Below are 23,520 nucleotides of genomic sequence, written 5' to 3'. Positions count from 1 at the left end.
GGCTTTTTTGTGCCGGTTTTCCGTGCCCTAACGCCTTCTCTTTCCTCAATATTCCCTTCTGCTTATCACCCGGAACTGCGAGCGGGATCGCGCCTCTGCCATTCAGTTGCATCGATGACCGGGTCTACAATACGAGCCATTGCACTCAAAGGTCTGCGCTTGGGTTTGGGCTCGCTGTACCAGAACGAGGGTTATGCAAAGCCGTCGTGTGTATCAGCGACAAGCCCCACTCAAAGTGCGCGCCGCTATAAGGAAACCGTTCGATGGCAACACTCACCGTTTTGGGCAGCATCAATGTGGACCACGTGGCTCAGGTGGATCACTTCCCCCGGCCCGGCGAAACCCTGACGGCCAGGCAGTACGATATCGTGGCGGGCGGAAAGGGCGCCAACCAGGCGGTTGCGGCGGCTCGCCTTGGCGCGCGCACCACGCTGGTTGGCTGTGTGGGGGAGGACGCGATTGGGGCCGAGATGGTGGCGCAGTTCCAAGCGGATGGCATCGATACCACCGCCATCGATGAGGTGGTGGGCCACAACACCGGCCTGGCGATGATCTACGTGGACAGCCAGGGGGAGAACACCATTGGCATCTGGCCCGGCGCGAACGCCGCGCTGAGTCCGGAACGGGTGCTGGCGCACCACCACTGCATCACCGACGCGGACCTGCTACTGCTGCAACTGGAAACGCCGGTTGAAAGTCTGGAACGGGCCGCTGAACTGGCCCGGGAGGCGGGCACGACCGTGGTGCTGAACCCGGCCCCGGCGCGAGCGCTGCCCGACAGTCTGCTGCGGCATGTGGACATCCTGACCCCCAATGAAACCGAAGCGGAGCAGCTGAGCGGCATCGCCATCAACACCCTGGAGGACGCGGATCGTGCTGCACAGGCACTGCATGAGCGCTTCGGCATCAAGACGGTGATCATCACCCTGGGTAAGCGAGGCGTCTGGTTGAGCGAAAGTGGCACAGGGAAGTCGATCCCCGGTTTTGTGGTGGAAGCGGTGGATACCACGGGGGCCGGAGACACCTTTAACGGCGCCATGGTGACCGCGCTGCTGGAGGGGGAATCGATGGATAAGGCGATCCGTTTCGGCCAGGCTGCGGCGGCCCTTTCCGTGACCCGCATGGGCGCGCAAAGCTCCATCCCCATCCGGGATGAGGTGATGGCGCTGTTGGCCCGACAGCCCTGAACGGTGGCGCAACCCCACGATTTGGATTGATCAGGCAGCAGGTCAGATGACCCACAACTGACGGATTTCAAACAGAGACTCACACCCGAAAACCCCGGACTGGCCCCTGTAATACGGCATGTAACGACCGCCGTAAAACGGGAGGAGAGTCCGGGGTTTTCTTGATCCGGATCAGAGAAAAAGCAAAAGGGCATCTCTGATGCATGTTTTGTTTTGAGAGGAGGCGTATGATGGCTCCATAAAAGATGCATATGTATTGCAACAAATGGAGTGAGACCATGTTTTGTGTTCAGTGTGAGCAAACCATTCGTACCCCGGTAAGCAACGGCTGCAGCTACAGCCTGGGGATGTGCGGTAAGACCGCCGAGATTTCTGATCTGCAGGATGTACTGGTTTACCTGCTTCAGGGCGTCAGCGCCTATGCCCATCTGGGCCGTCAGGTTGGCGTGATTGACGCGGAAGTGGACGCTTACCTGCCTCAGGCGTTTTTCTCCACACTGACCAACGTGAACTTCGATGCCGAGCGCCTGGTGGCCTACACCGAGCAGGCGATGGCCGCACGTAACCGTCTCAAGGCCGCCTACGAGGCCGCCTGTGCTGAGCAGGGTGTTGAGGTTCAACAGCCTGTTGGTGCCGGCCAGTTTGAACTGACCGTCGACAAAGCCGCCATGCTGGCTGCCGCCCCCCAGACTATGGTCAACCGTGGCCAGGCAGAGGTGGGTGAAGACATCGTTGGCCTGCGCCTGCTCTGCCTGTATGGCCTGAAAGGGGTCGCGGCTTACCTGGAGCATGCGCGTGTACTGGGCCAGCAGGATGAAGAGCTGTACGGCGAACTGCACCGCATCATGGCCCGTCTGGGCGAAGACCCGTCCGAAATGGGTGAACTGCTTGAGCTGTCCATGGCCATTGGTCACCTGAACTTCGGTGTGATGGCGATGCTGGACAAGGGTGAAACCGACGCCTTCGGTCACCCGGTGCCGGTTAAAGTGAACATGAAGCCGGTGGCGGGCAAAGCGATTCTGGTGTCCGGCCACGACCTGATCGACCTGCTGCACATCCTGGAGCAGACCAAAGACAAAGGGATCAACGTCTACACCCACGGTGAGATGCTGCCCGCCCACGCCTACCCGGAGCTGGGCCACACCTTCCCGCACCTGGTGGGTAACTACGGTACCGCCTGGCAGAACCAGCAGAAGGAGTTCGCCAACTTCCCCGGTGCCATCGTGATGACCTCCAACTGCCTGATCGACCCCAACCCGGGCCGTGGCATTGAAGGTTATGGCGACCGCCTGTTTACCCGCTCCATCGTGGGCTGGCCGGGTGTGACTCACCTGGTGGGTGACGACTTCAGCGTGGTGATTGAGAAAGCGCTGGCCTGTGAAGGCTTCAAGTACGACGAGATCCCGCACTACACCACCACCGGTTTTGCCCGTAACGCCCTGATGGCGGCGGCACCGGCGGTGATTGACCAGGTGAAGGCTGGCAACATCAAGCACTTCTTCCTGCTGGGTGGCTGTGACGGCGACAAGGCCGAGCGCAACTACTACACCGAGTTTGCCAAGCAGGCACCGAAGGACACGTTGATCCTGACCCTGGCGTGCGGCAAGTTTAAGTTCAACGATCTGGAGTTCGGCGACATCAACGGTGTACCGCGCTTCCTGGATGTGGGTCAGTGCAACGACGCTTACTCCGCCATTCAGCTGGCTCTGGCCCTGTCCGAGGCGTTTGAGTGTGGCGTAAACGAACTGCCGCTCTCCCTGGTGATCTCCTGGTTCGAGCAGAAGGCGATCGCCATCCTGCTGACCCTGCTGGCGCTGGGCATCAAGGACATCCGCGTGGGTCCGACCGTACCGGGCTTCCTCACCGACAACCTGGTGGCCGCACTGAACGAACAGTTTGGTCTGCGTCTGATCACTACCGTCGAGCAGGACATCAGCGACATCCTGGCTGCCTGAGCCGACTGATAACGGGGGCGGGAAACCGCCCCCTTTTCCTTAGTTTCAACCGCTGGAATCACCATGCTTTTGACCTGTCATGAGGTGCGTCCGGAAACCGCAGACGTCACCAGCTTCCTATTCAACAGCGATCAGGCTGTGGACTTTATCCCCGGGCAGTTTCTGACTCTGTTGGTGCCCATTGAGGAGCGCACCAGTGCCCGGGCTTACAGCCTCAGCTCCATTCCCGGCGATGAGCGTCTTAAGCTCACCATCAAACGGGTGCCCGGAGGCCGGGTATCCAACCACCTGCTGGATGCCCTGAAACCGGGTGACCAGTTGGAAGCGATGGCCCCGGCGGGCGAGTTTCACCGGGACATCGCGGGCAGCGGTGCCTGGCTGCTGCTCTCTGCCGGTTGTGGCATCACTCCGGTGTTCTCCATGCTGCGGGAGCGTCTGCAGCGGGAGCCCGATGCGGACATCGTGTTTGTGCACAGCGCCCGCAGCGAAGCGGATAAGATCTTCCCGCAGGAGCTGGAAGCCCTGGCGGCAGAACACCCCAACCTGAAACTGCACTGGGTACTGGGTGACAACACGGATCCGGACCCGTTTAAAGGGCGCCTGGATCTGCCTCAGCTGCAGGCCCGGGTTCCGGATATGCGCCAACGCACCGCGATGATCTGTGGCCCCCAGGGGTATATGGATGCGGTGAAGGAGATGCTGCGTACCGAAGGGCTGGCGGAGGAGCGGATCCACAGCGAAGCCTTTGTGGCACCGGAACCTGCGTCCGTGGCCAGCAGCGATGCGGCGGGTCATAACCTGTCAGTGGACGGCATTGAGCTGCCCATTCTGCCGGGCCAGACGGTACTGGACAGCCTGGAAAAGGGGGGGCTGCCGATCTTTGCCGCCTGTCGCACCGGCGTCTGCGGCTCCTGCAAATGCAAGGGCGAAAAGGAGAAGCTGGAAAGCACGTCAGTGATGGGGTTGACCCCGGAAGAGATCGAGGAAGGCTACTTCCTGGCCTGCTCCAGCACCGTAACCGGTGATATGGCGCTGGAACTGAATGACTGAAAGCAACAGACCATAAAAAAACGCCGCTCGTTTGAGCGGCGTTTTTTTGCGCAATGTCCCTGGCCACCCGTAGCGTGCGCCTGTGGCGCACCAACCGTACTGGATTGGAGATGGCGCCGCGTATTTCGTGGGCGATAAGCCTACGCCACACCGATTTGTGCTTGGGGGGGCAACCGTAGCGTGCGCCTTTGGCGCACGAACCGCACTGGATTAGAAATGGCGTCGCGCATTCCGTGGGCTATGAGCCCACGCTACACCCTATTGTGGTCGTAACCGACGATAAGCAATCCAAAAAAAAGCCGCTCATTTGAGCGGCTTTTTTTGTTACTCGGTCACCAGTTCCGGCTCGGGCTCGGCGCGGCTGGCGGAGTTGGCCCAGTAGGCGCCGAACAGAACCACCATGGCGCTGGCGCCGATGGTCAGGCCGGTGACCGGCAGGGCGATGCTGGCGAAGGCGGCGACCAGAGCGCTGGCACCAAAGCTGATGGTGATCTGCAGGCTGTTCTGCAAACCCGCAGCGGTGGCGGCGCACTCCGGTGCGCTGGAGAGCGCGCGGTTTACCACGATGGGGTAGAGCGCCCCGTTGGTGACGGCCAGGAAGCAGAAGGGCGCCAGCAGCGGCCAGATGGTGGTGATGGTCATCTGACTGGCCACCACGATCACCGCGGAAGCCACAGTGAACAGCATCAGCAGGCCCTTCAGCACCGCGCCATCACCGTAACGGCTCACCATACGTTTGCCGAAGTAGCCACCGGCCATAAAGGCGATGGTTTGCGGCACAAAGGAGAGGCCGATCTGGCTGGCGTCGTAGCCCAGGCTCGCCATGATCTCCGGCATGCCGGTGAGGTAGGCGAAGAAGGCGGCGGAGGCGGAGCCGAAGATCACCACATTGCCCAGGTAAACCCGGGAGCGGAACAGACCGGCAATGTCACCACGAACGGAGCGTTGGCTTGCGGTCGGCTTCAGCTTGGGCAGACGCAGGGTCAGGCCCAGCCAGACGATGCCGATGGCGGTCAGCGCCAGGAAGATGCTTTGCCAGCCGAACATCAGGGTCAGACCCACACCCAACTGTGGCGCCAGCGCCGGGGAGAGGGCCACCAGCGGCATAATGGTGGCGAACACCTGCTGGGCGCGCTCACCGGGATAGCGGTCGATCACCAGGGCCTGCCAGATCACGGCAGGAGCACATACACCGATGGCCTGGATAAAGCGCAAGGACAGCAACTGCCAGATGGCGTCGCTGAAGGTCAGGCCCAGAGAGGCCAGGGTGTAGAGTGCCAGACCGGCCAGCAGGGTGTTGCGGCGGCCATAACGGTCTGAGGCCAGGCCCCACAGCAGCTGACCACCGGCCAGACCCGCCAGGAACACGGACAGGGAGAGGGCAATGGACTCCGGCCCGGTGCCGTAGTAGGTCTCCATCGCTTTGAATGCCGGCAGGTACATGTCGGTGGCGACGAACGCCAGCATGGAGAGACCCGCCAGGTAGAACAGCTCAATAAAGGGGATTTTCTGAGACATCGTATCAATCAATTTGTCGCCAATTCATTTTGAAACTGGCTGATTTCAGTCGGCCGCGCAGTCTACTGGGTGATCGAGTCGCTGTTAAACGGTATATTTTGCACTTTCCTATCAAAAAAATTGAAAGCACTATGTTTGCCCAAAGTACGCTGCAGATGCTCGACCTCGTCGCCCGCCACGGCAGCTTCAGTGCCGCAGCGGCCCAGTTGCATAAAGTGCCCTCTGCGGTCAGCTACGCGGTGCGTCAGGTGGAGGAGCAGCTGGGCGCCACCCTGTTTGAGCGTCAGCACCGCAAGGTGGTGCTGACCGCCGCCGGGGAGCACTTTCTGGTGCAGGTCCGGCAGTGGCTGCGGGAGATGGAGCAGGTTCGACTGCAGACTCAGCGGGTGGCCAACGGTTGGCAGCGCAGCCTGCGGGTGGCACTGGATAACGTGGTCAAAGCGGATCGGATCACCGCCTTGGTGCGGGACTTCTACGCCGATTTTGATGATGCGGAGTTGATCCTCAGTATGGAGGTGTTTAACGGGGTGTGGGACGCCCTCGCTGAGGGTCGGGCCGACATCGCCATTGGCGCCACCACGGCGGTGCCGGTGGGCGGGGACTTCGGTTACCGGGAGATGGGCATCCTCGACTGGGCGCTGGTGATGACGCCCGACCACCCCGCTGCGGCGATGCCCACCCTGACGCCGGACAACATCCGCCAGTTTCCCCTTATCTGCCTTGAGGACACCTCCCGGACTCTGCCCAAGCGCACCACCTGGCTGCAGGACAACCAGCGTCGCATCATGGTGCCGGACTGGCCCAATGCCGTGGCCTGTGTGCAGGCGGGACTGGGGCTGAACTACATGCCCCGGCACCTGGCCAGACCCTTGCTGGCGGGCGGCAGTCTGGTGGAGCGCACCATGTCTGCCGGCCAGCGCCCCAGCCCCTGCTGTCTGGCCTGGCGTAAAGAGAGTGACTCGACGCTGATGCAGTGGTTGCTGGATTACCTGGGCGATGAGCATCAACTCCATCGTGAGTGGTTGGCCTGAGCCGGGCGGCGGCAGCGGGGAATCGAGGTTAGGCTTAGCGTGAAATAGCGCTGTGCCGTTGAGTTGGGCGGACGACAGGGTAAAATGGCCGCCCCTTAAGAGGAGAGTGCGGTGGAACAACATCAGAAGTGGATGGCCTATGCCATGTCGCTGGCGGAAAAAGCGGAAGCCCTGGGCGAAGTGCCTGTAGGGGCGGTGCTGGTGCGCGACGGCGAAGTGCTGGCCGAAGGGTTCAACCAGTCGATCACTCTGAACGATCCCAGCGCGCACGCGGAGATGCTCTGTATGCGAGCCGCCGGAGAGGTGGTGGGCAACTACCGTCTGCTGGACACCACACTCTATGTCACGCTCGAACCTTGCCCCATGTGCGCTGGCGCCATGGTGCATGCCCGAATCGGCACTCTGGTGTATGGGGCGTCCGATCCGAAAACCGGCGCGGCGGGCAGCGTGATGGATCTGGTGCGTCATGACGCACTGAACCATCAGCTTGAGGTGGTTGCGGGGGTGCTTTCCGAGCCCTGCGCTAATCAGCTCAGTGCATTTTTTAAACGGCGCAGGGCGGAAAAGAAAGCCTTAAAACAGGCTCAGAGAGCGGAGTTGGACTCCAGTGACTCCGCCTGAGTGGCGGTGAAGAGTTTGACGCGATGGACAACGCGAAGGTGAGTGCGCTTGCGGCACTGACGACGACGCTCCATCAAACTGCTCAAGGCCTTGCGACGGCGGAGCTGTTTTCTCGCCATAACCGGTTCCTCCTATTGTTGCTTTAATACCCATCGTTGTCGCAACGATGACCTACCCGGATGACGGTGAGTTGTCACTTCAGTGACAGCCCCGTGACTGCGGGCTTTCCCCTTATTTCTAAGCGACATCCAGACTTTAATCCTTAACCCAGGGGTGAAGAACCGTCAAGTTTGCCACTCCCAAATAAGCATCTGATTGTGGTGCGGATCACGCTGGCGCCAAATCGGGCGTGATCACTGCTGGATTGTGGTGGGCAAGCGGGACTGACTGTCGAGCCAGACCAGGGTGTCGTAGTAGCGGCGGATGTTGTCGACGTAGTGCGCGGCTTCATCCCCTCGGGCAAAACCGTAGCGGGTGTTCTGGTAATACTTGCGCTGACGCAGCAGCGGCAGGTACTCCTTTACGTCTTTCCAGCTGTTGGGATCTTTGCCATGCCGCTCGGTGATCACCCGGGCGTCCTCTAGATGGCCCAAGCCGATGTTGTAAGCCGCCATGGCGAACCAGATCGCTTCCTCCTCCGGAATGCGGGGAGGAAGGCGGGTGAGCAGCTGTTGCAGGTACTCGCTGCCGCCCCGGATGCTCTGCTCCGCATCCAGTCGGTTGTGGATCCCCATCCGCTTGGCGGTGGGCAGGGTCAGCATCATCATGCCGCGCACCCCGGTGGGGGAGCGGGCATTGGGGTTCCAGTGGGACTCCTGGTAGCTGACGGCGGCGATCTTGCGCCAGTCCAGATCCCCCGAGTAGCGCTCAAACAGGGGTTGATAGCGAGGCAGTTTGGTTTTGGCCGCGCGGATAAAGGCGCGGGTATCGACATAATCAAACCCCTGCACATGGCCGAAGTAGCGCTCCTCCAATCGGGCCAACCGCTCACCCCGTACCTGACTGTCCCAGAAATCGAGCAGATCACTGAACAGTGGGTTGTCGGCGGAGCGGGGCAGGGCCCAGGCCACGGACATGGTATCTCCGACGTTAAAGGCCACCCGCAGTTCCGGGTAGAAACGCTGGGTCACCGAAACCGCTGAGGAGTCCGCCAGGGTGTAATCCAGCTCCCCTTCCGCCACCATTCCCAGCAGTTCCTGCGCATCGTAATCGCTGGTTTCCTCCCAGCTCAGGGTGGGGATGTCGGCCTGGGCGGCGTGCAGCAGCTCCACATGGCTGCTGCCCTTGGCCACCATCAGTGTGCCATCGAGATCGCCAAGGCCACGGGGCCGGGGAACGCCATTGCGGTAGACGAGCTGGTTGCTGATCTCATAGAGGGGCGGGCCAAAGCGCCAGAACATCTGGCGGGCCGGGGTGCTGGTCAGGGCAGCGGCCATTAGATCGACCCGACCGTCCTCCATCGCAGCAAACAGCGCCTGGTGGCTGTGGTAGGCGTGCACCTTGAGGGGCACATCCAGGAACTCGGCAAACTCGGTGGCCAGATCGTAGTCGAAGCCGCTCGCCCCCTGACCACCCACCACGTAGGTGGTCGGGCCATAGAGGGTTCCGACGTCCAGAGTGGTGCGCTCCACCGGTGGACGAGCCTGAGTTTTCTGTGGTGCCAGCTCCAGGCAGCCACTGAGAAAGAGGCTCAGCAGCAGCGGGAACAGCGTCGTGGCAAAAGGCCTTACAGTTTGGGTCATCTTCCTGATTGACTGAGGGTGTTTTAGGCAGGGCTTTTCTCTATAATACGCCCACCTCAACCATACCCTGCATCATAACAAAACTATAAGGTGAACCGACGTGATTGAGATCCTTCGCGGTGCTCCGGCATTATCCGCGTTTCGGGTCAACAAGCTAATGCAAGCTTGCCGAGACGCCAAACTGCCCGTCACAGACCTCTACGCTGAATACACGCACTTCGCCCATCTAACCGCTCCTCTGTCCGAGCAACACTCCCAGCAACTGGCCCAGATCCTGACCTATGGTCCCCGGATGGAGGAACACTCTCCTGAAGGAACGCTGTTGCTGGTGGTTCCCCGCCCGGGCACCATCTCTCCCTGGTCCTCAAAAGCCTCTGACATCGCCCACAACTGCGGGCTGTCGGAAGTGAAGCGCCTGGAGCGCGGTCTGGCCTGGTACATCAAGCTGGAACGCGACCTGACCGAGGTCGAGCAGAAAGCGCTGTTGGGCCTGATCCACGACCGCATGGTGGAAGCGGTACTGCCCAGCTTCGACGACGCCAAAGTGTTGTTCGAAGCGGCGGAACCCAAGCCGTTCACCAGTGTGGACATTCTCGGCGGTGGCCGGGATGCCCTGTCCCAGGCCAACGTAACCCTGGGTCTGGCGCTGGCGGAGGATGAGATCGACTACCTGGTGGAGAACTTCCAGAAGCTCGGTCGCAACCCCAACGACATTGAACTCTACATGTTTGCCCAGGCCAACTCTGAGCACTGTCGTCACAAGATCTTTAACGCCGACTGGACCATCGACGGCGTTGAGCAGCCCAAGTCGCTGTTCAAGATGATCAAGAACACCTTTGAAGTGACCCCGGAAGAGACGTTGTCCGCCTACAAGGACAACGCCGCAGTGATGACCGGCTCCAACGCTGGCCGCTTCTTCCCCGATGCCGATGGCACTTACCGCTACCATCAGGAGCCGGTCCACATCCTGATGAAGGTGGAAACCCACAACCACCCCACCGCCATCTCTCCCTACCCGGGCGCGGCCACCGGTTCCGGTGGTGAGATCCGCGACGAGGGCGCGACCGGCCGTGGCTCCAAGCCCAAGGCGGGTCTGACTGGCTTCACCGTTTCCAACCTGAAGATCCCTGGCTTTGAACAGCCCTGGGAGAAGGAGTACGGCAAGCCGGATCGCATCGTGACCGCGCTGGACATCATGATTGAAGGCCCGCTGGGTGGCGCGGCGTTCAACAACGAATTTGGCCGTCCGGCTCTGAACGGCTACTTCCGTACTTACGAGCAGGAAGTGCAGAGCTTCAACGGCACCGAGGTGCGTGGTTACCACAAGCCGATCATGCTGGCGGGTGGCTTCGGCAACATTCGCGAGGAGCACGTCCAGAAGGGCGAGATCCCGGTTGGCGCCAAGCTGATTGTGCTGGGTGGCCCGGCCATGAACATTGGCCTGGGTGGCGGCGCGGCCTCCTCCATGGCCTCCGGCCAATCCTCCGAAGACCTCGACTTTGCCTCCGTGCAGCGGGATAACCCGGAGATTGAGCGCCGCTGTCAGGAAGTGATCGACCGCTGCTGGCAGATGGGCGACGCCAACCCCATCGCCTTTATCCACGATGTGGGCGCGGGTGGTCTCTCCAACGCCATGCCTGAACTGGTGGATGACGGTGGCCGTGGTGGCCGCTTCCAGCTGCGCGATGTGCCCTGCGATGAGCCTGGCATGAGCCCGCTGGAGCTGTGGTGTAACGAATCCCAGGAGCGTTACGTGATGGCGGTTGCGGCAGAGGACCTCGAGGTGTTCGACGCCATCTGTCGCCGTGAGCGTGCGCCCTACGCGGTTATCGGTGAAGCCACCGAAGAGCTGCAACTGGTGGTGGAAGACAGCCACTTTGACAACAGCCCCATCGACATGCCGATGGAAGTGCTGCTGGGCAAAGCGCCGAAGATGCACCGCGATGTGGCTTCCAGCCAGTGCACCGCACCGGCCCTGGACACCTCCGGCATCGAACTGAAAGACGCCATCCGCCGGGTGCTGCGTCTGCCTGCCGTGGCGGAGAAAACCTTCCTGATCACCATCGGTGACCGCTCCGTAACCGGCCTGGTGGCCCGTGACCAGATGGTCGGCCCCTGGCAGATCCCGGTCGCCAACTGTGCGGTGACCACCGCCACTCTGGATACCTACCACGGTGAAGCGATGGCGATGGGTGAGCGCACCCCGCTGGCGTTGATCAACTACGGCGCGTCTGCCCGTATGGCCGTGGGTGAAGCGCTGACCAACCTGGCTTCTGCCCATGTCGGTGCCCTCAAGCACGTTAAACTGTCCGCCAACTGGATGGCCGCCGCTGGCCACCCGGGTGAGGACGCCGGTCTGTACGAAGCGGTGAAAGCCGTGGGTGAAGAGCTGTGTCCGGCCCTGGGCCTGACCATCCCGGTGGGCAAAGACTCCATGTCGATGAAGACCGCCTGGGAAGATCAGGGTGAAGCGAAGAGCGTGACCGCACCGCTGTCTCTGGTGATTACCGCCTTTGGCCGTGTCGAAGACGCCCGCAACACCGTGACCCCGCAGCTGCGCAGTGATCTGGGTGACAGCACCCTGATCTACCTGGATCTGGGCGCCGGTCAGCAACGTCTGGGCGGCTCTGCCCTGGCGCAGGTGTATAACCAGCTGGGCAACGAGGCTCCGGATGTGGATGACGCCATCCGCCTGAAAGGGTTCTGGCTGGCCGTACAGCAACTGATCGCCGAGCAGAAGCTGATCGCCTACCACGATAAGGGTGACGGTGGTCTGTTTGTGACTCTGGCCGAGATGGCGTTTGCCGGTAAGCTGGGTCTGAATGTGGACCTGGCCGGTCTGGGCGACGACGCGCTGGCCCTGCTGTTCAACGAAGAGCTGGGTGCAGTGGTTCAGGTTCGCAACGACGACCTGGCCGCCGTTGAAGCGATTCTGGCGCAGCATGGTCTGGCCGCGTGCAGCCACACCATCGGTGGCCTCTCCGGCGATGACCGCATCGTTATCCGTCAGGGCGAGCAGGTGTTGGTGGATGAAAGCCGCACCGAACTGCGCACCCTGTGGGGCGAAACCACCTTCCGCATGCAGTCTCTGCGTGACAACCCTGAGTGCGCGGAAGAGGAGTTCAAAGCCAAGCAGGATGCGGAAGATCCGGGTCTGTTTGCCAAGCTCAGCTTCGATCCCGCCGAGGACATTGCCGCGCCCTACATCGCCAAGGGCACCGCGCCCAAGGTGGCGGTACTGCGTGAGCAGGGCGTGAACTCCCACGTTGAGATGGCCGCCGCGTTTGACCGCGCCGGTTTCGAAGCGATTGACGTGCACATGAGCGACATCCTCGAAGGGCGTCTGACCCTGGAGCAGTTTCAGGCTCTGGTGGCCTGTGGTGGCTTCTCCTACGGTGACGTGCTGGGTGCCGGTGAGGGTTGGGCCAAGTCCATCCTGTTCAACGACCGTGCCCGCGAGCAGTTCCAGAACTTCTTCGAGCGTCCGGACACCCTCTCTCTGGGGGTCTGTAACGGCTGTCAGATGCTCTCCAACCTGAAGAGCATCATCCCGGGCTCCGAGCACTGGCCGCACTTTGTGCGCAACCGCTCCGAGCGCTTTGAGGCCCGCTTCTCTCTGGTTGAGGTGCAGAACAGCCCGTCCGCCTTCCTGGGTGGCATGGCTGGCTCCATCATGCCGATTGCGGTCTCTCACGGTGAAGGTCGTGCCGAGTTCGCCAACCTGGACGCGTTCCAGGCAGCGGACAACTCCGGCACCGTGGCACTGCGCTATCTGAACCATCGTGGTCAGATCGCCACTACCTACCCGGCCAACCCGAACGGTTCTCCGGCGGGCATCACCGGCCTGACCACCACTGACGGTCGCACCACCATCATGATGCCGCACCCTGAGCGTGTGTTCCGTTCCGTGGCCAACTCCTGGCACCCGGATGGCTGGGGCGAAGACAGCCCCTGGATGCGGATGTTCCGCAGCGCCCGGGTGACCCTGGGTTAAGCGCAAAGCACCGCCACAAAACACCGCCTTCGGGCGGTGTTTTTTTTGGGGGGGGAGGGAGTCTGTGACGCTCAGGCAGCTGCCGGTTAGGCGAAGCAGAGGGCAACAGTCGGAATTACAGCAGCGCCATCTGGGCGGTGCCCTGAGCCCAGAGTGGGCCTGTCGGGGCGCTGGGGCGGGTCAGCAGTTCAGTGATGCCGGGTAGGGCACTCAGTTGGTTGCGCAGGGCGGTGTGTTGCGCCTCTTCGCTACAGGCGCCGCAGAAGCGGCGTCCCTCCAGCAGGGCGGTTTCCGGGATCTGGCTGTCGGTGCAGAAGGGGTCGATCACCAACTGCCCACTCTGGCTGCTCTGAGTCATCAGCAGAGAGAGCAGCTCCCGTGGTTTGCTACTGCCGTTGGTCGGGAAGCTGAGCAGTTCACTCTGGCTGGGGTCGCTGAGCGGGCGCTGCCCCTTTTCAAACAGGCAGATCCAACCCACCTGGCTGCGGTAGGTTCGGCCAGCCCGGGTGCGCTGTTGATCCCATACCAGCACCGTCTGAAAGCGAAATCCCGCCGCTTCCGCCAACGGCTTCACCACAAACAGCGACTCCTGGCCGCAGAACAGGTAGAAGTGGGTGTTGGGTTTGAGCACCCGAAACAGCTGCTCAAACAGGCCGGGGTAGGGATCATTGGGGAAGATGGCGAACCACTGGTTTCGCGCCGAGCGGGCGTTCTTCAGCTGGGTGGCGATGGCGGGAGCCCGACGCGGGGTGGGCAGTTCCGTTACCACAAGATCGACCGAATGGCGGCCAAGGGTTTTTAGCCAGGCGACCGCCTGCGAGTTGCTCAGTTGAAAGGTGCTCATACCGATATCTGTATAAAATAACAGTGCTGGTTATATATACAGCCTTTTGCGGTGTTACGTCAAGATCGCTCTCATTTTGACCGCTACGTGAGTGAATCGGGGTGACACACCCGTTTGCTCGGGTGGCTGGTGACGGTGTGCTCTTAGGCTTGCCTTTCATGCATGGGTCCATTCACCGGATGGCTCATTGGAGATACTGACTTCTTTTGTGCTGATTAAGAGTTCAAAACGTCGTGTTGGCCGGAAAATAAGTGGAAACGACACGCTTATGCGGTCCGTCCGCCAACAGGTTTATGCAAGGAACTGCTATGAAACCGACGTTACTTTCCATTGCTCTGGGCGGCGCATTGATGGCCGCTTCCCCTGCCTGGGCGGTTGAGCGCCCGGCAGCGGCTCAGGCTCCGGCCCAGGGTGCAGCCCAATCCGGTCCGGCTACCCGTTTTATTGTTCATTATCAGGAGTCCGCCCTGGTCAGCAGCCCGGCTCAGTGGGGGCTGATGAGTGCCCAGCAGCGGGGCGAGGCGATGAAGGCGCGCACCGAAGCGCTGAGTCGAAACCTCGGCCAGTCGCTGCGCTATCTGCGTGCCATGGGACTGCCCCAGCGCCACGTAATGGCGGCGGGGCGGGCGCTCTCCGCTCAGGATGCCGAGGCGATGATGGACCAGATGCGGGCCAACGATCCCAACATCCTCTCCATCGAAGTGGACCAACTGTTGCGCCCGATGGCCACGCCCACCGATCCCCGTTACGGCGACCAGTGGCACTACTTCGAGTCCACGGCGGGCATGAATCTGCCTGCGGCCTGGGATAACGCCACCGGCGCGGGCACCGTGGTGGCGGTGCTGGACACCGGTTACCGGCCCCATGCGGACCTCACTGCTAACCTGCTGCCCGGCTATGACATGATCGACGACACCTTTGTCTCCGTTGATGGCGACGGGCGGGACAGCGATGCCCAGGATCCCGGCGATGCCATGACCCGGGGCGAGTGTGGTGGCGGCTACCCGCCCTCCGATTACGACAGCAGCTGGCACGGTACCCATGTGGCGGGCACCGTTGCGGCAACCGCCAATAACGGCCTGGGCGTGGTCGGTGTGGCCTACGATGCCAAAGTGGTACCGGTTCGGGTGCTGGGGAAATGCGGCGGTTACACCTCTGACATTGCCGACGGCATCGTTTGGGCCTCCGGCGGCAGTGTCTCCGGTGTGCCGGGCAACGCCAATCCGGCGGACGTGATCAATATGAGCCTCGGGGGCAGTGGCAGTTGCAGCAGCACCACCCAGGCGGCCATCGACACCGCCCGTGCCAACGGAACTGCGGTGGTTGTGGCGGCGGGCAACAGCGATGCGGATGCCAGTGGCTTCAACCCGGCCAACTGCAACGGCGTGATCACCGTGGCCGCACTGGGCCGGGATGGCGCGCGGGCCTACTACTCCAACTACGGCGCGACGGTGGACATCTCCGCTCCCGGCGGGGCCCAGAGCTTTGCCGGTGATCCCAACGGCGTGCTCTCTACCCATAACAGCGGCGTCACCACTCCCGGCAGCGACAGCTATGAGTTTATGCAGGGCACCTCCATGGCGGCGCCTCATGTGGCTGGTCTGGTGGCGATGATGTACGAGGCGGACCCCACCATGACCCCGGATCGCGCTGAAAGCCTGCTGAAGTCCACTTCCCGGGCGGACAACTGCAGCAACTGCGGAGCGGGCCTGGTGGATTCCGATGCCGCGGTGACGGCCGCCATCAATGGCGACACCGGTGGGGGTGGTGAGGGCACCACCGAGACCTATGAGAACCTGGATGGTGCCCGTCGCAGCTGGCAATACTTCAGCGTGGATGTGCCCGCTGGAGCGGGCAGCCTGACGGTCTCCCTGTCCGGTGGCAGTGGTGATGCGGATCTGTATGTGCGCTACGGCAGCAACCCGACCCGCAACAGCTACGATTGTCGCCCCTACCTCAACGGCAACAATGAGACCTGCAGTGGCGCCAACCCCACTGCCGGTACTTGGTACATCGGGATCTACGGCTACCGGGCGTACTCAGGTGCAACCCTGACCGTTACCGTAGACTGAGGTGTCGTGATACAGAAAAGCGCCCCGGAAGGGGCGCTTTTTTATGGCCTGACGATGGGCGCTTCACTTAGATCAGGTCGTGCTTCAGGCAGTGCAGCAACGCCTTCAGATTGGCGGGGGCGAAGGCGGCGGCCCGCTCGGGGCTCCATCCCACCACCGGATTCGGCAGCGCCGCATTGTCCTTAAACGGCATCTCCAGGGTCATGGAGAGGCAATCGAAGTGCTGGGCGATAAAGTTGCTGCCGATATCCAGGTTGGCCTCACCGGGCTTATCCACCTCATAGCCGAACTCGGTCTGGAACTCGGGACTGGCGGCGGTCAGCGCCAGTTTGAAGGTGTCCAACTGGGTCTGCTTCTGCAGGGACCAGCCGGGGATCCCTTCGGCACCGGCAATAAAGTTGTAGGGCAGGCCTTCGTCGCCATGAACGTCGAAGAAGAAGTCAACGCCGGTCTGCTCCATCATCTGGCGAACATGGTAGACCTCCGGGCTGGTCTCCAGGCTGGGCTGGCGCCAGGCCCGATTGAGATCGGTTCCGTTAGCGTTGTGGCGCAGATGGCCGCGACGGCTGCCGTCCGGATTCATATTGGGCACAAGGTAGAACACACACTGATCCAGCAGGGCGTGGCTGACCGCGTCGGTGTCGTCCAGCAGGGCAGCCAGACAGCCTTCCATCCACCATTCGGCCATGGTTTCGCCCGGGTGCTGGCGGGCGATGATCCAGCACGCTTTTTTGCCCTCATCCGCCGTGCCGATCTGGAGCATATCGAGGCTCTGGCCATCCGGTGTCAGCCCCAGACAGTGGTACTGAACTCGGTCATCATCCTGGCAGCTGGCGATCAGGTCGCGGTGGCGTTCGGCCGGGTAGGGGGCAAAGTAGGCAAAGTAGACCAGATCGCGCTCCGGGGTGTGGACCAGGGTCAGGGTCTCGCCATCAAACTCGGTCTCAACCCGGAACCAGGTGTCGCGGTCATAACTGGCCACCGCCTGATAGCCCTTCCAGCCATCCTGGTAGGCGGCCTTGCCAGCATTGGTCAGATTGAGACGGCAATCCTGTCCGGCTGCACCGTGCAGGGCAAAGTGGAACCACTGGAACTTTTCGGTGTTGTGGTCTGGGCGGATGGTCAGACGGATATCCTGAGCATCCTGGCAGGACACCACTTCAATGTTTCCGCTGTCAAAAGCGCTGGTGATATGCACGCTGGCTCTCCTTGTCCTTTGTTTGGGGGGAAAGCGTCATGGTGGCGAGGGGCTGGATTCAGATCAAGCGATAAAAAATATCCGGATAGAATGAGCGGTGAGTCGACACACAGCAGAGTGTTTTTTAGCACCCTCCAGTTCTTGTCAGACCCTATTCGACGGTGTTTTTTAAGCCTGAGGTCTTATCCGGACTTGGCATCGTACGATCACGGCGGAAGCCGTCCACCCAGGCCGACTCGCGGCGCCGAGCGGGAACGACTGAGAGTGAAGCCGAGGGCCAGGGAGGGCCCGAGTGGCCAGCCGAGCAAGGGTGAACGCCGATAGGCGTGAACGCGGAGCCATGGAGGGCGAAGCTGGCTTTTTAGAAAGGGCATGGATAGCCCTTTCCAAAAACGAGTCTGGCCAGAGCTGAAATGGGAAGGAGTGGTAGAGAGGGGATTTCGCCGCGCCGGAGGCATAGGGGAGTCCAGAGGGGCGATAGCCCTTCTGGCGGCCGCCGGGCCGACCCGGCAATGGTTCGGGAGTTAAGACAGTGCGGAGCAGCCAAAGGCTCACCGCCAACCTCAAATAAACAAACAAAAAAAAGCCCCCCCGAAACGGGAGGGCGATTGCCAAGACGATCCGGTTTGCAGGGAACCGCAATCGAGTGTGATGGAGACGGTGGATCGCGTCCGGCACGAATTCGGAAGAACAAGCAAGGGACGGAACCTTGGCTTATTTGGAGATCCGATATGGCTGTTAAATTACTGCCAGAGCGCAATGGCGAACATACCTCGAACGGGATAGATACGGGGGCGCGTTGACTTGGATCAATATCGACTGGACAAGAAAAGCCCCCTGGAGCGGGGGCTTGATTAAAGGTCAGCCGGTGAAGGCCGACTATTTGGACGCCGGTTGTGCTGACGAGGAGGAGAGGGCGCTCGACAGCGCATCGTTGCCCTGATAGTTGTCCGGCAGACGGTGGGCGATGCCCTTGTGGCAATCGATACAGGTTTTGCCTTCTGCACTGGCGCGGGCATGAAGCTGACCCGCCACCCCTTTCTGCTCGGTGAAGTCCATAAACTCGAAGTTGTGGCAGTTGCGGCACTCCTGAGAGTCGGTACGCTTCATCCGCGCCCACTCCCGCTCCGCCATCTGCAACCGGTGTTCATCAAACTTCATCGGTGTATCGACGATGCCGGTGATCTTGCCCAGCACCTCCTTGGACGCCTGGATCTTGCGAACCATCTTATGAGTCCAGTCCTTGGGCACATGACAATCCGGGCAGGTGGCACGAACGCCGCTGCGATTGTTGTAGTGCACCGTAGAGACATACTCCTCGTAGACGTTCTCCTGCATCTCATGACAGCCGATGCAGAACGCTTCCTGGTTGGTCATCTCCATTCCGGTGTTGAACGCTCCCCAGAACAGAATGCCACCGACAAAACCGATGATCAGCAGAGTGCCCAGAGCCATCCGACTGGGTTGGCGTAAGCCGCGCCAGAGGCGCTTCAGACCATTGTTGATAGACATGGTGCCTCCCTCAGTCGTTGGCAAACTGGCCCAGGCCACTGAACGTGTTCTCGACCGGCGGCTTCACATCCGCCTGGGTGACGTGGCACTGCAGGCAGAGATAACGTCGGGGGGCCACCTGGGGCTGAACCACACCGTCACGGTCAGTAAAGTGGGTGGGGCTGACCCGCGGGGCACCGGTGGTCAGGTAGTTGTCCACGTCATGGCACTGCAGGCAGCGGTTGGTGGATTGGGTGATCTGATACCCCTGCACCTTGTGGGGGATGAGAGGCGGCTGGTTAACATAGTTCAGCGCCTGACGTCCGGTTTCTTTCAGCACCGGCTTCAGGGCGGGGGCGGGGCTGGTCTGTTCCAGAGGAACGTCGGCGCGCAGCCCGAAGTGTTGGGTGTCCGCGGCGCCGGCAAACAGGGGCACCAATGCGGCGAGGGCAATCAGCGGTCGTAGAGTCATAACGTGCTCCAAAAAATTCGGTGGTCGGGGGCGGTCCTCCGCCCCCTTTGCGACATCAGGCCTTGCGCACCTTGACGGCACACTTCTTGTAATCGGTCTCCTTGGAGAGCGGGTCGGTGGCGTCCAGGGTGAGCTTGTTCACCAGGGTGCTGGCGTCGAAGAAGGGCATAAACACCAGCCCGCGCGGCGGCTTGTTACGGCCACGGGTCTCCACCACGGTTTCCACTTCGCCCCGACGGGAGGTGACCAGCACCTTGTCGCCACGGCGCATACCGCGCTCCTTGGCGTCCAGCGGATGCATAAAGACCACGGCATCCGGGAAGGCCCGGTACAACTCGGGAACCCGCTGAGTCATGGTGCCGGTGTGCCAGTGCTCCAGTACCCGCCCGGTGGAGAGCCACAGGTCGTATTCGGTATCTGGGGACTCCGCCGCCGGCTCGTAGGGCAGGGCGAAGATCACCGCTTTGCCGTCCGGCTTGCCGTAGAACTGGAAGTCACTGCCCGCTTTGACGTACGGGTCGGAGCCCTCTTTGAAGCGCCACAGGGTTTCCTGGCCATCCACCACCGGCCAGCGCAGGCCACGCACCTGGTGGTAGGTGTCGAAGGACGCCAGATCATGGGCTTTGCCACGGCCAAACCGGGCGTACTCCTCAAACAGCCCCTTCTGGACATAGAACCCCATGTCGCGGGCATCGTCGTTGAGGCGCTGCTCCGGGATCTCATCCAGGGAGTACTTGTTCACTTCACCGTTGGCAAAGAGGATGTCGAACAGGGTTTTGCCCTGGTATTCCGGCTTCTGGGCGATCAGCTCCTGGGGCCACACCTCCTCCACCTTGAAGCGCTTGGAGAACTCCATCAGCTGCCACAGATCGGACTTGGCCTGACCCGGCGCTTTCACCTGCTGGTACCAGAACTGGGTACGACGCTCGGCGTTACCGTACGCCCCCTCTTTCTCCACCCACATGGCGGTGGGGAGGATCAGGTCTGACGCCATGGCGGTGACCGTGGGGTAGGGGTCGGAGCAGACAATAAAGTTGGCCGGGTCACGGTAACCGGGCAGACGCTCGGTGTTGATGTTGGGGCCCGCCTGCATGTTGTTGTTGCACATCACCCAGTAGGCGTTGATCTTGCGGTCCTTCAGCATCCGATCCTGCAGCACCGCGTGGTAACCGGGCTTGGCGGGAATGGTGCCTTCCGGCAGTTGCCAGATCCCTTCGGAGAAGGCTCGATGCTTGGGGTTCTTAACCACCATGTCCGCAGGCAGACGGTGGGCAAAGGTGCCCACTTCCCGAGCGGTGCCACAGGCGGAGGGTTGACCGGTGAGGGAGAAGGGGCCGTTACCGGGCTGGGAGATCTTCCCGGTCAGCAGGTGGATGTTGTAGACCAGGTTGTTGGCCCAGACGCCACGGGTGTGCTGGTTGAAGCCCATGGTCCAGTAGGACACCACCTTGCGGTTGGGGTCAGCGTACAGCTCTGCCAGAGCCACCAGCTTGTCCGGTTCAACGCCGGAGAGCTTGGACACGGATTCCAGGTCATAGTCGGCCACGTAGGCTTTGAACTGCTCGAAGTCGATCGCTTCTGAGCTGCCGTTACCCGGGTTCTTGGCAGCCTTCTCCAGCGGGTGATCCGGACGCAGGCCGTAACCGATGTCGGTGGTGCCGCGGCGGAAGTTCACGTGCTTACCGACAAAGTCCTGATTCACCTTGTCGTTCTGGATGATGTAGTTGGCGATGAAGTTGAGGATCGCCAGGTCGGTCTGCGGCGTGAAAACGATGGGGTTGTCAGCCAGCTCAAAACTGCGGTGACGGAAGGTGGAGAGTACCGCCACCTTAACGTGGTCTGCCGACAATTTGCGGGCACTCAGGCGGGACCAGAGAATGGGGTGCATCTCCGCCATATTGGAGCCCCAGAGCACAAAGGCGTCCGCCTGCTCCAGGTCGTCGTAACAGCCCATCGGCTCATCGATGCCAAAGGTGCGCATAAAGCCGCCTACCGCAGAGGCCATGCAGTGACGGGCATTGGGATCGATGTTGTTGGAGCGGAAGCCCGCCTTGTAAAGCTTGGCGGCGGCGTAGCCTTCCCACACAGTCCATTGACCGGAACCGAACATGCCGACGGCGGTGGGGCCTTTCTCCTTGAGCGCGTCCTTAAACTTCTCCGCCATCACATCGAACGCTTCGTCCCAGGAGACCGGGGTGAACTCACCGTTCTTATCGTATTGGCCATTGAGCTTTCTCAGCATCGGCTGAGTGAGGCGATCCTGTCCGTACAGGATCTTCGGCAGGAAGTAGCCCTTGATGCAGGTCAGGCCGCGGTTTACCGGGGCTTGCGGGTCGCCTTGAACCGCGACGACTTTGCCCTGGTTGGTTCCAACCAGTACGGAACAGCCGGTGCCACAGAAGCGGCATGGGGCTTTGTCCCATTCGATTTTATCGGTATTGCTGGTAGCGATGATGCCCTGGGCGCTGGCTGGCACGGCCAACCCGGCAGCCACGGCACCGGCGGCGATGGCCTGGGCCTTAACGAATTCGCGACGGGTGAGTTTCATGGTGCATCCCTACGTTTTTTATTGGTCAGTGTTTCGGAAATCAGTGTTCGGAAAGTTGCTGGTGGTAGATCAGGGTGGTGGCGGCGACGCCGGGCAGCCCTTTGATCTGGTCGATGCAGTCCACCTGGACCTTCTGGTTGGGGTGCTCAAGCAGCACCACCATCTTGCCGCTGGGGTCGGACAGCGCGACGCTGGCACCCGCCAGTGCCTCGATGTTCGCTTCAACACCGAGCCGGGCGTTTGGCGCGGCGTTGACCACCAGAGAGCAGATCTGCTCGCTCATGCGATGTCTCCTTGTGGAGTTGGGGTAAGAGGGGTCAGAGAGAGTGCCTGGCCGGGACAGCGTGGCAGGCAGGCGCCGCAGCCGGTGCAGTCATCCGTGAGGGTCGGATAAGCCGCACCGGCAGCGGGCCTGAAACGGATGGCCATCTCGTCGCAGGCGTCAGCGCAGCTGCGACACTCCACACCTGAGAGCGGCAAGCAGCCTTTGCTCAGTGTTGCCCGATAGGGCCAGGGCGCGTCGGCAGGTGCCAGAAACAGGGGTTTGGGACAGGCGCGGGCACAGGCGCTGCAGAAAGTGCACTCGGCTCGTTGAAAATCCAGCTCGGGGAAGCCGCCGTCACCAACCACAATCACACCGGTTTCGCACGCGTCGACGCAGGCCTGGCAGCGGCTGCAGCGGTCGACAAAGTGAGATTCGTCCACCAGATGAGGCATGCGTATTGGTGCAGAGTCTGAACGGCGGATGCGACGCCAAAGGCGAGATGGATTCATTGCGATTCCCTGAATGCCCGAACCGTTATCTCAAAAAGAGCCAAAAGGTGATCCGGGAAATAAATTTAATTCAGGGGCAATGTAAATTTGTTGTTATTGGCTTGATATACCCCGATGGATATAGATGCAGGGGCGCATTGATATGGATCAAATTCCTGGATTCAGGGCAAAAAAACACCGCCCAGGTGGGCGGTGAAATAAGCACTAGCAGTAACGCAAGATAAAAAGCACTAACAAGTAACGCAAGAAGGGAACTGGTTTGGCGAAATCTTATTTCGCCTGCTGACGGTAAAGTTCAACGAAAGAACGCTGATACTTGGCCACCAGGGTATCTACAAACTTTTTCATCACAGCCTCCACACAGAAGTTCATACACAAACCGTGCGCAGAGACGGGGCAGATGCGGACTCACTTCGCCGCCTGAATGCCTGTCTCAATGTCGCAGCGCTAGTGTAGTGATGGGGGAGATGGGCAACAACCGAGAAAAATTGAATTTGAGATAAGAAAAACTAATTGAGCAAAAGGCGGTGCCATTTGAGCGCTGATTTTAATTCATTTAAAAACAGCATCTTATGACCACCCGTGAATGGTTATTCACATTTTGCGATAAAAATAAGTCTGGCAGAAATGTGACATAATCGAAATTATTGGGATTGGGTTGGCGATTCTGTCGGGAGGCAACTTGTACCACTGGTGATTGTAACAATCCGGAAACAAGGCAAACTTTTTCGCCTATAAAACGCGTTCTGAGGGGTGGGTCACAAAACAGGATCTCGCGCTCTGGCAGGGATTGAGAGCGTTCTGCTGCCGATGCTATAAACAGCAGGAAAAGTGTGGTCTCCATCATATTCGGTTTTCACGCTTTTTTCCCGTTTCATTGGTTGGGTGATTTTTCCATCTGATGTTAATTGGATGTAATTTGCGCGGAGCCGCGACATGGAAGAGTACTTTTCTGACCCAGGTTGGACTGTCCCCCCCCTTGACGCCCTTCAGTCGTGTCTTTGCGCGCCCCTTTTTCGAGCT

Annotated in this window: 17 protein-coding genes; 7 read left to right on the top strand and 10 right to left on the bottom strand. The window is 60.9% G+C overall.

Annotated features, from left to right (window positions below):
- The first annotated feature begins 263 nt into the window (after positions 1-263).
- The 3 genes from rbsK (at position 264) to KUV52_RS01665 (ending at position 4,192) form a co-directional block, all read left to right on the top strand.
- Complete coding sequence (rbsK, locus tag KUV52_RS01675; protein WP_222524200.1) at positions 264-1,187, top strand: ribokinase; 924 nt, start codon at positions 264-266, stop codon at positions 1,185-1,187.
- A 278-nt stretch (positions 1,188-1,465) separates the two neighbouring features.
- Positions 1,466-3,142 carry a hydroxylamine reductase gene (hcp, locus tag KUV52_RS01670; RefSeq protein WP_222524199.1) on the top strand — a complete coding sequence of 559 codons (1,677 nt, stop codon included), beginning with the start codon at positions 1,466-1,468 and terminating at the stop codon, positions 3,140-3,142.
- A gap of 63 nt (positions 3,143-3,205) precedes the next feature.
- A complete protein-coding gene (locus KUV52_RS01665) occupies positions 3,206-4,192 on the top strand; it encodes a hybrid-cluster NAD(P)-dependent oxidoreductase (RefSeq protein WP_222524198.1) in 987 nt (328 codons plus the stop codon).
- Between the two features lie 324 nt (positions 4,193-4,516).
- Here KUV52_RS01665 and punC read toward each other — a convergent pair whose 3' ends face one another.
- A complete protein-coding gene (gene punC / locus KUV52_RS01660; protein ID WP_222524197.1) occupies positions 4,517-5,710 on the bottom strand; it encodes a purine nucleoside transporter PunC in 1,194 nt (397 codons plus the stop codon).
- A gap of 131 nt (positions 5,711-5,841) precedes the next feature.
- Here punC and punR point away from each other — a divergent pair, with 131 nt between their 5' ends.
- Together punR and tadA are read left to right on the top strand one after the other, a co-directional pair.
- On the top strand, positions 5,842-6,741 hold the full coding sequence (gene punR, locus KUV52_RS01655) for a DNA-binding transcriptional activator PunR (RefSeq protein ID WP_222524196.1): 900 nt from the start codon (positions 5,842-5,844) through the stop codon (positions 6,739-6,741).
- 111 nt (positions 6,742-6,852) lie between these two features.
- Positions 6,853-7,362, top strand: a complete 510-nt coding sequence (gene tadA / locus KUV52_RS01650) for a tRNA adenosine(34) deaminase TadA (RefSeq protein WP_222524195.1) — start codon at positions 6,853-6,855, stop codon at positions 7,360-7,362.
- Here the strand turns inward: tadA and KUV52_RS01645 are convergent.
- Entirely contained in the window at positions 7,326-7,481 is a 156-nt protein-coding gene (locus KUV52_RS01645; RefSeq protein WP_222524194.1) for a hypothetical protein, read from the bottom strand. The genes tadA and KUV52_RS01645 overlap by 37 nt on opposite strands.
- Before the next feature lie 234 nt (positions 7,482-7,715).
- Positions 7,716-9,104 (bottom strand): membrane-bound lytic murein transglycosylase MltF, encoded by a 1,389-nt coding sequence (gene mltF, locus KUV52_RS01640; protein WP_222524193.1) that lies wholly within the window; start codon positions 9,102-9,104, stop codon positions 7,716-7,718.
- Between the two features lie 103 nt (positions 9,105-9,207).
- Between mltF and purL the strand changes: the two genes are divergently transcribed.
- The gene (purL, locus tag KUV52_RS01635) at positions 9,208-13,098 is read left to right on the top strand and encodes a phosphoribosylformylglycinamidine synthase (protein WP_222524753.1); all 3,891 of its coding nucleotides are present in this window, start codon (positions 9,208-9,210) and stop codon (positions 13,096-13,098) included.
- A 115-nt stretch (positions 13,099-13,213) separates the two neighbouring features.
- On the opposite strand, the gene KUV52_RS01630 is transcribed toward purL, so the two are convergent.
- On the bottom strand, positions 13,214-13,942 hold the full coding sequence (locus KUV52_RS01630; RefSeq protein WP_222524192.1) for a site-specific DNA-methyltransferase: 729 nt from the start codon (positions 13,940-13,942) through the stop codon (positions 13,214-13,216).
- 308 nt (positions 13,943-14,250) lie between these two features.
- On the opposite strand from KUV52_RS01630, the gene KUV52_RS01625 reads away from it, so the two are divergent.
- Positions 14,251-16,014, top strand: a complete 1,764-nt coding sequence (locus KUV52_RS01625; RefSeq protein WP_222524191.1) for a S8 family peptidase — start codon at positions 14,251-14,253, stop codon at positions 16,012-16,014.
- A gap of 67 nt (positions 16,015-16,081) precedes the next feature.
- Here KUV52_RS01625 and KUV52_RS01620 read toward each other — a convergent pair whose 3' ends face one another.
- From KUV52_RS01620 to napF, 6 genes are all read right to left on the bottom strand, one after another.
- On the bottom strand, positions 16,082-17,212 hold the full coding sequence (locus tag KUV52_RS01620) for a M14-type cytosolic carboxypeptidase (protein WP_222524190.1): 1,131 nt from the start codon (positions 17,210-17,212) through the stop codon (positions 16,082-16,084).
- An 879-nt stretch (positions 17,213-18,091) separates the two neighbouring features.
- On the bottom strand, positions 18,092-18,718 hold the full coding sequence (locus tag KUV52_RS01615) for a cytochrome c3 family protein (protein ID WP_222524752.1): 627 nt from the start codon (positions 18,716-18,718) through the stop codon (positions 18,092-18,094).
- Positions 18,719-18,734: 16 nt separating this feature from the next.
- A complete protein-coding gene (locus KUV52_RS01610; RefSeq protein WP_222524189.1) occupies positions 18,735-19,175 on the bottom strand; it encodes a nitrate reductase cytochrome c-type subunit in 441 nt (146 codons plus the stop codon).
- Positions 19,176-19,230: 55 nt separating this feature from the next.
- Positions 19,231-21,723 carry a nitrate reductase catalytic subunit NapA gene (gene napA / locus KUV52_RS01605; RefSeq protein ID WP_222524188.1) on the bottom strand — a complete coding sequence of 831 codons (2,493 nt, stop codon included), beginning with the start codon at positions 21,721-21,723 and terminating at the stop codon, positions 19,231-19,233.
- Between the two features lie 40 nt (positions 21,724-21,763).
- Positions 21,764-22,006, bottom strand: a complete 243-nt coding sequence (locus tag KUV52_RS01600; RefSeq protein WP_222524187.1) for a chaperone NapD — start codon at positions 22,004-22,006, stop codon at positions 21,764-21,766.
- Positions 22,003-22,497 carry a ferredoxin-type protein NapF gene (napF, locus tag KUV52_RS01595; protein WP_222524186.1) on the bottom strand — a complete coding sequence of 165 codons (495 nt, stop codon included), beginning with the start codon at positions 22,495-22,497 and terminating at the stop codon, positions 22,003-22,005. Before napF ends, KUV52_RS01600 begins: the two co-directional genes overlap by 4 nt.
- Between the last annotated feature and the right edge of the window lie 1,023 nt (positions 22,498-23,520).

This window comes from Ferrimonas balearica (assembly GCF_019802055.1).
Classification (GTDB): Bacteria; Pseudomonadota; Gammaproteobacteria; order Enterobacterales; family Shewanellaceae; genus Ferrimonas; species Ferrimonas balearica_A.
Note: the sequence above shows the minus strand (reverse complement) of the source record. Positions and strands in the feature narration are given on the sequence as shown.

What these genes read in the sequence shown, in the direction of transcription:
- KUV52_RS01625 (WP_222524191.1), top strand. Translation starts at nt 14,251, where the DNA reads ATGAAACCGACGTTACTTTCCATTGCTCTGGGCGGCGCATTGATGGCC.
- napA (WP_222524188.1), bottom strand. Translation starts at nt 21,723, where the DNA reads ATGAAACTCACCCGTCGCGAATTCGTTAAGGCCCAGGCCATCGCCGCC.
- KUV52_RS01645 (WP_222524194.1), bottom strand. Translation starts at nt 7,481, where the DNA reads ATGGCGAGAAAACAGCTCCGCCGTCGCAAGGCCTTGAGCAGTTTGATG.
- punR (WP_222524196.1), top strand. Translation starts at nt 5,842, where the DNA reads ATGTTTGCCCAAAGTACGCTGCAGATGCTCGACCTCGTCGCCCGCCAC.
- punC (WP_222524197.1), bottom strand. Translation starts at nt 5,710, where the DNA reads ATGTCTCAGAAAATCCCCTTTATTGAGCTGTTCTACCTGGCGGGTCTC.
- KUV52_RS01630 (WP_222524192.1), bottom strand. Translation starts at nt 13,942, where the DNA reads ATGAGCACCTTTCAACTGAGCAACTCGCAGGCGGTCGCCTGGCTAAAA.
- hcp (WP_222524199.1), top strand. Translation starts at nt 1,466, where the DNA reads ATGTTTTGTGTTCAGTGTGAGCAAACCATTCGTACCCCGGTAAGCAAC.
- mltF (WP_222524193.1), bottom strand. Translation starts at nt 9,104, where the DNA reads ATGACCCAAACTGTAAGGCCTTTTGCCACGACGCTGTTCCCGCTGCTG.
- KUV52_RS01665 (WP_222524198.1), top strand. Translation starts at nt 3,206, where the DNA reads ATGCTTTTGACCTGTCATGAGGTGCGTCCGGAAACCGCAGACGTCACC.
- rbsK (WP_222524200.1), top strand. Translation starts at nt 264, where the DNA reads ATGGCAACACTCACCGTTTTGGGCAGCATCAATGTGGACCACGTGGCT.
- KUV52_RS01610 (WP_222524189.1), bottom strand. Translation starts at nt 19,175, where the DNA reads ATGACTCTACGACCGCTGATTGCCCTCGCCGCATTGGTGCCCCTGTTT.
- KUV52_RS01600 (WP_222524187.1), bottom strand. Translation starts at nt 22,006, where the DNA reads ATGAGCGAGCAGATCTGCTCTCTGGTGGTCAACGCCGCGCCAAACGCC.
- napF (WP_222524186.1), bottom strand. Translation starts at nt 22,497, where the DNA reads ATGAATCCATCTCGCCTTTGGCGTCGCATCCGCCGTTCAGACTCTGCA.